Origin of the sequence: Veillonella tobetsuensis (assembly GCF_002959935.1) — a bacterium.
GTDB lineage: Bacteria > Bacillota > Negativicutes > Veillonellales > Veillonellaceae > Veillonella > Veillonella tobetsuensis.
In genome coordinates this window covers 16,087-28,821 of record NZ_PPDF01000007.1, presented here as the reverse complement: position 1 = coordinate 28,821, position 12,735 = coordinate 16,087, and the positions used below count along the sequence as shown (strand labels likewise).

12 protein-coding genes are annotated in these 12,735 nt (G+C 39.2%); 10 read left to right on the top strand and 2 right to left on the bottom strand.

Features of this window, described 5'->3' with window-relative positions:
* Positions 1 to 4 precede the first annotated feature (4 nt).
* From VTHSUH11_RS02430 to VTHSUH11_RS02405, 6 genes are all read left to right on the top strand, one after another.
* Complete coding sequence (locus VTHSUH11_RS02430) at positions 5 to 1,126, top strand: cobalt-precorrin 5A hydrolase (protein ID WP_105092526.1); 1,122 nt, start codon at positions 5 to 7, stop codon at positions 1,124 to 1,126.
* Positions 1,127 to 1,155: 29 nt separating this feature from the next.
* The gene (gene cobJ, locus VTHSUH11_RS02425) at positions 1,156 to 1,845 is read left to right on the top strand and encodes a precorrin-3B C(17)-methyltransferase (protein WP_244899973.1); all 690 of its coding nucleotides are present in this window, start codon (positions 1,156 to 1,158) and stop codon (positions 1,843 to 1,845) included.
* Complete coding sequence (gene cobK / locus VTHSUH11_RS02420; RefSeq protein WP_105092525.1) at positions 1,842 to 2,630, top strand: precorrin-6A reductase; 789 nt, start codon at positions 1,842 to 1,844, stop codon at positions 2,628 to 2,630. The genes cobJ and cobK overlap by 4 nt, the downstream gene beginning before the upstream one ends.
* Positions 2,617 to 3,282 (top strand): precorrin-8X methylmutase, encoded by a 666-nt coding sequence (locus VTHSUH11_RS02415; protein WP_105092524.1) that lies wholly within the window; start codon positions 2,617 to 2,619, stop codon positions 3,280 to 3,282. Before cobK ends, VTHSUH11_RS02415 begins: the two co-directional genes overlap by 14 nt.
* 119 nt (positions 3,283 to 3,401) lie before the next feature.
* Positions 3,402 to 4,397 (top strand): FecCD family ABC transporter permease, encoded by a 996-nt coding sequence (locus VTHSUH11_RS02410; RefSeq protein WP_005379268.1) that lies wholly within the window; start codon positions 3,402 to 3,404, stop codon positions 4,395 to 4,397.
* Positions 4,397 to 5,179: an ABC transporter ATP-binding protein gene (locus VTHSUH11_RS02405; protein ID WP_016475724.1), complete on the top strand. Its 783-nt coding sequence runs from the start codon at positions 4,397 to 4,399 to the stop codon at positions 5,177 to 5,179. Before VTHSUH11_RS02410 ends, VTHSUH11_RS02405 begins: the two co-directional genes overlap by 1 nt.
* 70 nt (positions 5,180 to 5,249) lie before the next feature.
* Here the strand turns inward: VTHSUH11_RS02405 and VTHSUH11_RS02400 are convergent, their stop codons facing one another.
* Together VTHSUH11_RS02400 and VTHSUH11_RS02395 are read right to left on the bottom strand one after the other, a co-directional pair.
* Positions 5,250 to 6,191, bottom strand: a complete 942-nt coding sequence (locus tag VTHSUH11_RS02400; RefSeq protein WP_105092523.1) for an ABC transporter substrate-binding protein — start codon at positions 6,189 to 6,191, stop codon at positions 5,250 to 5,252.
* Positions 6,192 to 6,242: 51 nt separating this feature from the next.
* A complete protein-coding gene (locus VTHSUH11_RS02395; RefSeq protein WP_105092522.1) occupies positions 6,243 to 7,244 on the bottom strand; it encodes a sirohydrochlorin cobaltochelatase in 1,002 nt (333 codons plus the stop codon).
* A 1,262-nt stretch (positions 7,245 to 8,506) separates the two neighbouring features.
* Between VTHSUH11_RS02395 and VTHSUH11_RS02385 the strand changes: the two genes are divergently transcribed.
* The 4 genes from VTHSUH11_RS02385 (at position 8,507) to VTHSUH11_RS02370 (ending at position 12,698) form a co-directional block, all read left to right on the top strand.
* The gene (locus VTHSUH11_RS02385; protein WP_105092520.1) at positions 8,507 to 9,388 is read left to right on the top strand and encodes a sirohydrochlorin cobaltochelatase; all 882 of its coding nucleotides are present in this window, start codon (positions 8,507 to 8,509) and stop codon (positions 9,386 to 9,388) included.
* A 213-nt stretch (positions 9,389 to 9,601) separates the two neighbouring features.
* The gene (locus VTHSUH11_RS02380; RefSeq protein ID WP_105092519.1) at positions 9,602 to 10,456 is read left to right on the top strand and encodes a sirohydrochlorin cobaltochelatase; all 855 of its coding nucleotides are present in this window, start codon (positions 9,602 to 9,604) and stop codon (positions 10,454 to 10,456) included.
* An 87-nt stretch (positions 10,457 to 10,543) separates the two neighbouring features.
* A complete protein-coding gene (gene cobI, locus VTHSUH11_RS02375) occupies positions 10,544 to 11,251 on the top strand; it encodes a precorrin-2 C(20)-methyltransferase (protein WP_059363168.1) in 708 nt (235 codons plus the stop codon).
* Between the two features lie 73 nt (positions 11,252 to 11,324).
* Entirely contained in the window at positions 11,325 to 12,698 is a 1,374-nt protein-coding gene (locus VTHSUH11_RS02370) for a cobyrinic acid a,c-diamide synthase CobB (protein ID WP_105092518.1), read from the top strand.
* The last annotated feature ends 37 nt before the right edge of the window (positions 12,699 to 12,735 follow it).

Below are 12,735 nucleotides of genomic sequence, written 5' to 3'. Positions count from 1 at the left end.
TGTGATGAAAGCACTAGAAACTGTTGCGCCTTTGACGGGAAGCAAGAAGAATAGGACAGCTATTCTTTCTGTGTCTGAACGAGGTGCAAAGCTAGGTCAACGCATTAGGTCTTTAGTGGCACCTCATGCAGATTGCTTTGAAAAGGAAAATCGTCCATCTGGAGGCGAGGCCATCTATTTTGATTCCCTCAAAAACCATATTGGACAGATTTTCAAAGATTATGATCAAGTGTTGTGCATTATGGCACTGGGCATCGTAGTGCGCATGATTGCACCATATATTGAGCATAAATCTAAGGACCCTGCGATTGTTGTAATGGACGAAGTAGGACACCATGTAATTAGCTTATTATCTGGTCACCTGGGGGGCGCCAACGAATGGACGCAGTCCATTTCGCTGGCCATCGATGCGGACCCGGTTATTACAACCGCTACGGATGTAAACGGATTGCCAGCGCCTGACGTGTTGGCGCGCCATGAGCATCTGTTGGTAGATGATTTCCAAACCTTAGTGGATGTGAACTCAGCTGTCGTCGCAGGTGAAACGGTTAATTATTATATCGATAACACATTGGTCAATGCACAGCATTTAGCACAATCTGCTACAGCACATATCGGTACTCATGGTACTGTTCAGATGGTAGATGTATTTACATTGCCTGAGACTAATGGCGTTCGTCGCGTAGTGATAACGGATAAGGTGATTCCTGAGTATACAGAGCAACTTATTTTACGCCCTCGTACGTATACGATGGGCATAGGTTGCCGCCGAGATACGCCGAAGGAACTCATCCTCGATGCTATTACGCAATCATTACAGGTACATAAGCTTTCACCAAAAAGTATCGTCACAGCTGCATCGGTTATTGTAAAACAAGATGAAGTCGGTCTATTAGAGGCTGTAAATGAATTAGGGTGGTCTATCCATTTCTACACACAAGAAGAGATAGCACCCGTTATAGAAGAACAGGATTTAAAAGAATCCACATTTGTAAAAGGAACAATAGGAGTAGGAAACGTATGCGAGACAACGGCATTACTAGCGGCCAAGAGCCAAACATTAATACAGAACAAAACGGTGTATCCCAAAACAACGGTAGCCATTGCACAGGTAACATCAAAGTAATCGGTATTGGCCCTGGGGACGCTGAATTTATGACACCACAAGCACGGGAAGCAATTTTAGCGGCAGATCGTGTAGTCGGTTATTTAACATATCTTGATTTGATTAAAGACCTTATCGAAGGTAAAGAGACTGTTGGTACAGCGATGATGCAAGAAGTAGATCGTTGCCAACAAGCTGTTGACCTTGCAGTAGCAGGCCATCAAGTAGTCGTAGTATCCTCTGGTGACTCAGGTGTATACGGTATGGCAGGTCTTGTATTGGAGCTTGCTAACAAAGTACCAGCTGACACACGTCCTTCTGTAGATATCGTACCAGGACTTAGTGCCGTTAATGTGGCAGCATCTGTTTTGGGTGCACCATTGATGCATGACTTTGCTGTTATTTCTCTTAGTGACTTGATGACTCCATGGGATCTTATCAAAAAACGTGCTGATCTTTGTGCGCAAGGTGACATGGTTATTTCCTTGTACAACCCACGCAGTAAAAAACGCGTTACTCACTTAGAAGAAGTACGTGAAATCGTTCTTCAATACCGCGACCCTAAAACACCAGTAGGTATCGTACAAAAAGCAGGCCGTCCAGGTCAACACATGGTTATCTCTGACCTTGAAAACTTCACAAAAGAAGAAGTGGATATGCAAACACTTGTTATCATTGGTAACAGCCAAACTTATGTTGAAAATGGTCGTATGATTACACCTCGAGGCTATAAATTATGATTTGGGTCATCGCTGGTACCTTGGATGGTCGAACCTTAGCGGTAGATATTCAAGAACGAACCGGTGAAGAGGTTCTCGTGACGGTTGTGAGCCAATATGGGGCGGAATTGGCAGCTCATGAAGGCATTACAGTTCATACAGGCCGTCTTGACCAAGAGGCTATGCAACAATTGATTAAGGAGCATAATGTGCGCCTACTCATTGATGCAAGCCATCCGTATGCGGCTATTGTGACTGCAACGGCTCAAGATGCAGCTAAGGCGGTGGGTATCCCTTTTGTTCGGTTTGAACGAAAAGAGGTACCCTTGCCAGACTATGATAAGTTGCATATCGTAGTGGATGAGACAGAAGCAGCTAATCTAGCAGGCAAGTTAGCAAAAGAAAATAATAACCATGTGTATTTGACTACTGGTAGTAAGACAATGCACATCTTTGCTAAATCTGAAGCGTTGCGAGACTGTGAAGTGTGGACACGTATTTTGCCAACTGCTGAGGTGTTGCAAATGATGGAAGACCTCAATGTGAGTCCTAAACGTATCGTTGCCGTACAAGGTCCATTTTCTTACGATATGAATCGTATTATGTTTCACGATACAAAGGCGAGCGTTGTAGTTATGAAAAACTCTGGCCTCGTAGGTGGTGCTGATACGAAATTACAGGCTGCCATCGACCTTGGCATCCACGTTATTGTTATCGATCGTCCACGGGTAAAACTCGAATGCCCTGTGGTATCATCGAATGATAAATTTTTCAAATTATGGGAGGACACTAATGGATTACGTTAAAAATCCTAAAGCTATTGAAGATAAAAGTATGGAAATCATTTACGATTATGTAAAGGATTTAGGTTTAACCGATGATGAAGTACGCGTTGTATCTCGTACAGTTCACGCATCTGGTGACGTTGAATATGCTCAACTCGTAAAAATGAGTCCTGACGCTGTTCAAAAAGGTATCGAAGCATTAGACGATGGTGCAGATATTTACACTGACGTAGAAATGGTTCGTACAGGTATTTCTAAACCGGCTCTTAAACTTCGTGGTAATGAAGTACATTGCTTAATCAAAGATGAAAACGTAGCTAAAATGGCTAAAGAATTAGGTGTAACTCGTTCCATCGCTGCTATGCGTACATTTGGTAAAGAGTTGGAAGGCCAAATCGTTGCTATCGGTAATGCACCAACTGCATTGTACGAAGTATTGCGTTTAGCTCTTGAAGAAGGTATTAAACCAGCTCTTATCATTGGTATTCCTGTAGGCTTTGTTGGCGCTGCTGAATCCAAAGATTATTTGATGGAAGTATCCCCAGTTCCTTATATCACTGTAAAAGGTAACAAAGGTGGTAGCCCAATTGCAGCATCCGTATGTAATGCATTGCTTTACACAGACGTAAAACGCAACGATATGCTCTTTGTAGAAGGCAAAGAATCTAAATAATAAGTAACCCGAATCGTTGCATACTGCTGGCGATTCGGGTTTTACTATATCTATTATGAGGTTTATATGTATAATACGGGTGCTGATAGCACCATGTATTGATGAAAGGAGAGGTTACTGTGGACTCTCTGAATGAACGAAAACTCTTTCGCATATCAGTTATTATTGTCTTGGTTATTGCTGTTATAGCTAGCATGATTATCTCACTGATTTGGGGCTCCACACCGGTGTCACTATCGGAGATTTGGCACACATTGTGGGCTAGTGAGCTAACAGATACAGCATCACAAATCATTTGGAATATTCGGTTGCCTCGTAATATTGTTGCCGCATTAGTTGGTGCTTGTTTAGCCGTATCGGGTGCCATTTTACAGGCGGTTATGAAGAACCCTTTGGCAGATCCTCAAATCGTTGGCGTTTCCTCCGGTGCTGGACTTGCCGGTGTTATTATATTTATTCTTTTCCCTGGCTATGATCATATTGTGCCTCTTGTCGCCTTTATAGGTGCTATGGCTGCGGCGTTGATGGTATATGCTCTTGCTTGGAAGAATGGTGTACGCCCAAGCCGTATCATCTTGGCTGGTGTTGCGGTGGCTGCTTTTTTAGGCTCTGGTATTTCTGCACTACTTGTATTCTATGGAGATCGTGTGCAAGGAGCCTTACTTTGGATGGTAGGGGGCTTGGCTGCACGCAGTTGGCCTCAAGTAGAGGTTCTGTTCCCATACGCGTTAGTCGGTCTTATCTTTGCCTGTTTAGGTGCCAAACGTCTTACTATTTTAAGTTTAGGTGATGAAACAGCAAAGGGGCTAGGCCTTAAGGTAGAACAAACGCGGTTTATTATGACTGCTGTTGCGGCTCTATTAGCAGCAGGTGCCGTTAGTATTGCGGGCTTAATCGGTTTCGTAGGCCTCGTTATACCGCATATGTTACGACTTATCATCGGTAATGATTATGCGTATTTACTCCCCGGCTCTGCACTATTAGGGGCACTCGTCCTCGTTGTTAGTGATACGGTAGGGCGTGTTATGTGGAGTCCAATTGAGGTACCGGTTGGCATTATTATGGCATTCTTTGGGGCGCCATTCTTCTTATATCTATTGAGGAGGGATAACTAATGAATACGGCTATTGATGTAAACCAGTTATCCGTCACTCTCGGAAATCGTCATATTTTACATGATATTAATGTATCTGTCCCTACTGGTAAAATAACGACTTTAATCGGGCCTAATGGTTGTGGTAAAAGTACACTCTTACGGTCTATGATTGGATATATTCATAGTCCTCGTGAATGTGTGACTATTTTAGGTAAACCATTACAGTCGTATTCACAAAATGAATTGGCACGTCAAATGGCGTTTCTGCCACAGGTGCCTAATATGCCAAAGGATATGACCGTAGAAGAATTGGTATATTGTGGACGCTATCCATACCAAATGTGGTGGAAGAATACGGCCAAAGAGGACCGAGAAATCGTTGACTATGCATTAGGAATTACAAAAACGAATCATTTACGGAATCAATTAATTCCATCCTTATCTGGTGGTGAACGGCAACGGGTATGGATTGCTATGGCGTTAGCACAACAACCAAAATTATTAGTGTTAGACGAACCAACAACATACTTAGATATTAACCATCAACTAGAAATCATGGAATTGTTAAAACGATTAAACGATGAACAAGGGTTAACCGTATTGATGGTACTCCATGAATTGACGCAAGCCGTACAATATTCTCATTATATGGCTATTATAAAAGACGGTCATTTAGTGACAGCTGGAGATACGAAAGAAATCGTATCGGATGAACTATTTAGAGATGTATTCTCTGTAGATGTTCAAATCGATACCTTTGATGATAAACAATATGTACGCGTAAAAGGTTTAGTTGAGTAGATAACTAGACTAATAGTGAAAGAGGGCATTCCCGAAATGGGGAATGCCCTCTTTAGTATGTTAGGATATGTTAAAATGTAACATCAATGCCATATGCTTCTTTCACTAAACGAGCCATAGCCTCAGGTGTTTGTAGACCTGGGTTAAGTAGGAATAGTTTAGATGGTAAGTAAATGACACGATTATTTTGTACAGCCTTAAGATTAGCCCATGCAGGATTATCTGTCATAGCTTTCTTCATGGCCTTTGTAATTTCTTCTTCTTTACCCATGGTAACGACGAAGATAATATCAGGGTTATCAGCGGTTAATGTTTCAAGAGAATACGGTACCGTTTTATCTTTAGTTGTACCATCTAGGTGAGATGTTACAACATTTGTCATACCTAATTCTTTGACCATAGATGCAGTTACCGCTTCATCGGTTTCGGCTGTCACACCTTTACCGGTAGCACGCAATACGGCAATACGTGCAGGTTGTTGGTTTTTAATGGCATCCTTAACCTTTTGAATATTACTTTCATAGGTGGCAATAACGGATTTAGCCTTATCTTGATGGTTTGTTAACTCTCCAAGGAATGTTAGCATTGGCACATTATCCTTGATACCATCGTAATTGAAAAGTACGGCTGGAATATTGTTAGATTGTAATTGAGATTCATATTTTTTATGTTGGTTTTCCAAACCCAATACCACATCTGGTTTTAAATCTAACAATTGTTCCATATTGATATTAGCCGTTTGACCTAATGCAGGTAATGCTTCTAATTCTGGCGCTAATTTATCTGTTGTGCTAGCTCGGGAAACTGCCTTTCCATCTACTGCGTATAGCATGGACAATACAGAATTTGAAAGAACGGCGATGCGTTGCGGATCCTTTGGTACAGTGTAGGTTTCACCATTAAAGGTAAGTTCCTTCGTAGTAGCAGAAGAGCTGGATGTGGTTTTACCACACCCAGCTATTGCTAGTACGATCATGACCAAAGCAAGACTACAAAATAGTAGTTTTTTCATGATGTACTCCTATGTACGTTATGTAACGATACTAGTTAAATTGTAGATTGATTATTTATGTAATGCGTCCCAAGATTCGTTAGCACGTTCAACGAATAAGTTACGGATGTTTTGGTTTTCACCTAAACCATGAAGGTAAGTATCTACTTTGAAGCCTTCTTTTTCAAGGATGGATTTATGGGAATCTGGTTCGTCACCAGCCATGTCATTGTTAGCATGGTCGCCGGCAACCATCATGAATGGCATCATTGTAACATGCTTAATACCATGTAATTTCAATTGAGGGATAACTTGTTCAAGATTTGGAGTACCTTCTACAGTGTAGATAAATACATTTTTCATACCAAGAGTATGGATGCGGTCTTGAATTACAGAATAGTAAGCATTGGCAGGATCTGGAGTACCATGAGCCATGATAAGAACAGCATCTTCTTTACCTACTTTAGGGAATTGAGATTGAACAGCTTTTAATGTTTGAATAACTTCATCAGTTTGGCCTTCTTGACCCATCCAGTACATAAGTGGAGTACCTAATGTCATTTTTTTGAAGTTGTTTTTGTAAAGGTTATAAACAGCTACATCATAGTTGTATTCCATGCCAGGGATAACATCCAAGGATGTCAAAGCTACGCGAGAGTAACCTTCAGATTTCAATTGGGCTAATGCTTCTTCAGGAGTTGGGTATGTAATACCTTCTTTTTGTTGGATACGGTCACGAATAATGTGGCTTGTGAAAGCTGTTACTACTTTTGTATTTGGATGAGCTGCTTTAATAGCATCTACAGTAGCATCAATTGTTTTAGCACGAGTATCTTTGAAAGTTGTACCAAAGCTCATAACAACGATAGCATCTTTGTTTGGCAAGTTTTGTAAAGCTTCAGTATTGTGTGTACGAACACCGATTGTAGAAGCTTCTTTTAATGCTGGAGTAGGGTCTTTTACTTCAGGATTTAATTGGTATGCAGCGTGACCAAGCACAGGAGCACCAAATGTCAATGCGAAAGCCGCCAATGCAGCAGAAACAGTTAATGCATGTTTTTTTACACTAATCATAAGTGAATCACCTCATTAAACAACATTATCTGACTATGCAGACATAAATATATATAATCTATAATTAATCGTAGCAAGTAGTGGAATATAAGTCAATAAACCCCATACCTGTACAAGTATAGATAATATAAGGGTTTATTAATAAAATATTATGATAAATATATAGTGCTCTTATGTTTGAGGTTAATATTCTTATTAGTTATAATGGTATAATTATAAGTAATTCACCTTGTGTATCTAGATATATACATATATTTGAAACATGATTTATAGAGAGATGAAACACTTCTTCAGAGTTCTTTTAGTAGGCATATCTTATAAAAATATGTTATATAATTAGATAGATTAAATAATAATAAAGTATTGTATTATTTCTTTAAACTATTAGAGAGTTTATCGGAAATATTCTGCTTCATATTGCGGATAGACTGACTAATAATAGGAGGAGATAATTTGTGTGTTGAGAGCGTATTACTAACGTTTCTAAATGACCAACGATTTCGATGGATTTCTTCGTTAATATTATTGGTTGGTTTCTTTATCGGCAGCCTACAAGATATGAATTATGAGCTTTCACTATCTGTTTTAGAAGGTATGTTTCCCGCATTTTTATATGCGTGCGTTGTATTAGGCCCTATATATAGAAGGCGAAAGCTATATAAACTTATTTATAAACGAGCGTTAAGGAATTGTGGCTCTCAAACAAAAGTATTTTTCTATGTATTTTTAGGCTTACACGGCAAATTGCTAGGAATTAATATAGTTCCTAAAAGTAAGTTTAAATGGAGCTTTATTATTTTTAGCTACATAGTATTTATATTTTGGTTAATACAAAGCGAGATGCCGCTGGTTATAAAGTTGTTGATTATAGTCATAGCGACCTATAGAGCTGTAGTTGCTATAAACTCGTAAATAGATAGAGGCTTATAGTAAGATCGTGCTGTCGATATGTCAGAGGCACTGAAAAAACTTCATAAAATTAATGTTTCTTAATATAAGGGATGGTTACTAGTGATAAAGAGTAATTTTACTAATGAAGCTGTTAAAATTTTAAAGAGTAGTATAGATAAAACTGTAGAAAATATTTATACGTTGGATTTAATTGGAAATAATACCGAAATATTATCCTATACAAATGAAATTAGTGATAATATTTCTCATTGACTTTCATATATTAATCTTGTATTATTAATGCATAGTAGTTGATAATAGTTTTCAATTATGAAATCTATTTCATATATATGAGTATATGGAGGTCACATATGAAAGGTATAATTATTGCATCCTTCGGATCAATTTATAAAGAAGCAGTGGAAACATCCATTGGTACTATAGAGTCTAAAGTTCGTTCCTTATACAGAGATGTAGAGGTACGACGGGTATTTTTGTCTGATGCATTGGTGGAAAAATGGAATGAAAAATATGACGATATAATTTCTTCTTTCACAGAGGTCATGCAAGAATTTAGCCGCAAGGGGATAGATGAGGTCTATATTCAACCAATCACTCTTGTAGCAGATCAATGTTATCAACAAATGCGCAAACAAGCTCTTAAATTTCTTCACAGCAGTGAATATGGCTTCACCCAAGTTAATATTGGTAAACCTTTATTGACATCCTTGGGGGTGAAAAACTACGCTGATGATTATGAAGCAACCATTGATGGAATTATGCGTCATATTAATACAAAATCTCTCAATAAATCGGTTTTATTGATGGCAAATGGACAAAATCAATTGGAATTCTCTACATTACAATTGAAAGCCATGTATGGGGTAGCACCTAATGTAGCGGTATTTACTACAAATGGTTTCCCTACATTTAAACAAGCGTTGACCTTAGTAGAACGTATGGGACATAAGGACATACTCGTTGTGCCATTGGCTTTGATTGGTTCTGCACATTTAATGGATTACCTTGGCGGCGATCGTTCTGATTCGATTTATGCGCTTCTTACAGAACAAGGCTATAATGTAGATATTTGGAATGAAGGTCTTGGAGAAAATCCTTATGTGCAAGATTTATTCTTAAAGCATTTAGGGCAAGCTATCCGCATGTCTGACAGAAAACGCAGTTCCCAAAAGGACTCATTTCAATCCGTTATTCGACCTACACGCATGGAGGCACAGGGAATGATTTCCTAATTGCTTTTATGTAAGGTTGTAATATAAACTCTCTCATAAATACACACTATCATCGAAAAGCATCCTCCAAATTAGGGGATGCTTTTTGATATGTATTATCTATATGCATATGAAAGTTTATCATAATATAGGCTTTATACGGGGTATGGTATCCCACTATAACAGGGCATATGGTATGATGGATAGTAAGTTATATTTTATAAGGAGAACGTTATGAAACAAGCTATTTTAGTGGTAGCCTTTGGCTCAACTGTTGATTCTGCTCGTGAAAACCAAATCGATGCTGTTGTAAATCGTATTAAAGAGAAATATACGGATTATGAAGTGCGTTTGGCTTTTTCATCTCGTATCATTGTAAAGCGCTTACGCGATCGTGGTATTGATATTCCTACAGAGCAAGGTGCACTCGATGCTCTCATTGAGGATGGATATACTCACATTTATGTACAAACATTGCACTTTGCCGGTGGGGAAGAATTTGAAAAGCTAAAATATAATATTTTACATCATGAACGAGCTAGTGAACTAGAGGTTCTTCGCGTAGGTCGTCCGTTGGTATTCTACATGGGACAAGAAGAACATCCTAATGATTATCAAATCTTTATTGATACATTTATTAAGAGCCTATCTATTTCCGCTGATGATGGTTTGTTATTAATTGGTCATGGTGGTATTAGTTCTGGCAACTCCTCTTATGGTCATTTGCAATATCAATTAATTCGCAATGGTCTCGGCCATGTACGTATCGCTACCCTAGAAAATGCACCTTTAATTGAGGATGTAGCGCTTCCTTGGGAGTGGCTTGATGGTAAAAGACCTAATACAATCTATGTTCATCCACTATTGCTTGTGCTAGGTGACCATGCACTCAATGATTTGTTTGGCGATGAAGAGGATAGTGTGGTCAATGTATTGCGTGAAGCAGGCTATAAAGTAGAAGAGATGCACCATGCTCTAGGCGAATACTCACAAATTCAAGATATTTACTGTCAACATATTCAAGACTGTATTGATGATGTATACGGTAAACGTAGTGGACATAGACCAATCATTCCTAATGTAAAATAGTACTTTCATAAAATTCTTTGTATATGTTTAGTAAATTAGGTATAATATTAATGGTAAACATATTGAAATTAGAATAGGAGAATCACCATGAAAGGTAAATTATATGGCATAGGTGTTGGTCCTGGGGACTCTGAATTAATGACGGTGAAAGCGGCGCGTATTGTTGGCGAAGCGGACGTTATCATTACACCTAAAACAGAAAAGAAAGATGGTTCTGTAGCTCTTAATATTGCGAAACCATACATTCAAGAACATACTGAAATCGTTCCAGTTGTATTCCCAATGGTACTCGATGATGCTACACAACAAGAGGGTTGGGAAGAAGCGAAACGTATTATCGTATCTTATTTAGAACAAGGTAAGAAGGTTGTATTCCTTACTCTTGGAGATCCAATGTTCTACAGCACTTACATGTATGTATATCGTTTGATTGAACATACAGGCTTTGAAATTGAAACAATTCCTGGTATCACTGCATTCTGTGCTATTGGTTCTCATCTTGGTTATCCAATCGTAGAAAAAGAAGAAGTATTGGCTATCGTTCCAGCTACAGCACCTAAGGAAAAAATTGATGCTGTATTGGCAGTAGCTGATGATGCAGTTATCATGAAGGTGTATAAAAACTTTGATGAAGTGCAAGAAGTATTGTTGAAACATAATATGGCAGATGATGCCGTTATGATTTCCCGCGTTGGTTTGCCTGACGAACAAGTTTTCGTAGGTTTAGACAATATGCCTAAAGACAAGAAATTGAATTACTTGTCCACAATTTTGGCAAAACGTAAAGATCGTTAATCGATTATATACCCTGTTAACTATATGGATATTGTAAAATCCCTATAGATAGTATTAATAAGAGGTAATACATATGAATACTGTACCCATTCCACGTGTTGTTATAGCTGGTACCAATTCCGGTGTCGGCAAAACGACTATTGTTGCGGGCCTTCTCGCAGCGTATCGAGCAAGTGGCCATGGGGTGCAATCCTTTAAAGTGGGCCCGGATTATATCGATCCGGGCTTTCATAAAATTGCATCGGGCCGTGAAAGTTATAATTTGGATTCTTGGTTAGTTCCACCGGATACATTGCCAACATTTTTTGCATCCATGGCGGGCGATGCAGATCTAGCCATTATTGAAGGCGTTATGGGGCTGTATGATGGTGGCCGAGAGGGTGTGAGCAGTACGGCTCAAATTGCTAAGCAATTAGGTGCTCCTGTTGTGCTCGTTATCGATTGTAAGGCTATGGGTGAAAGCGCAGCTGCTATTGCAATGGGCTTTAGAGACTATGACAAGGATGTGGATTTTAAAGGTGTAATATTAAACCGTTTAGGTTCCGATAATCATGAACGTATGGTTCGTGAAGGAATGGAGAAGATTGGTGTACCTGTTATTGGTGCTATTCGCCGTGATGATCGTATGCATTCTCCAGAACGTCATCTTGGTTTAACACCAGTTACAGAAATCGATCCAACAGAGTCGATTGCTACAATCCAACATGCAGTGCAATCAATGGTGGATTTAGATGCACTTTACAAGGTTGCCGCTAGTGCAGCCCCTATGGCAGCACCTGTTGATGCTACTAAGGGTGTTACAAAGCGCACCAAGATTGGTATTGCGTATGATGAAGCCTTTTCTTTCTACTATCCAGCGAGTTTAGCTGCTCTTGAGGCTCAAGGGGCAGAACTTGTATATTTTAGTCCCTTGAAAGATAGTACTATTCCTGATGTGAACGGTCTTGTGTTTGGGGGCGGCTTCCCTGAAATGTTCTTACAGGCTTTATCCGAGAATCTACCTATGAAGCAATCCATCCTTGATGCAAATGAACGTCATATGCCGATTTATGCTGAATGTGGTGGACTTATGTATCTTTGTAAACACATTCATGATTTTGATGGTAATGTATTTGATACGGTTGGTGTCGTGCCTGCCAATTGCGTAATGCAACAAAAATTGCAAAAGGTCGGCTATGTGACTGCAACGGTAAAACGGGATACATTACTGGGTAATACTGGAACCACTTTGCGTGGTCATGAATTCCATTTTTCTACAATGGAACCAACTATTGAAGAGTTCCCATGGGCCTTTCATTTAGAAGGTGGTCGAAAGCCTCAATCCTATGATGGAGGTTACGCTACGAATAATGTGTTAGCATCTTACTTACATCTTAATTTTGCAGGCTCTCTTGAAGGGGCCAAGCATTTTGTAGATATGTGTGAAGCCTTTGGTAATGCAAAATAGTGCTGTTATATAAGCCTTCTTATGATAGGTATATGGC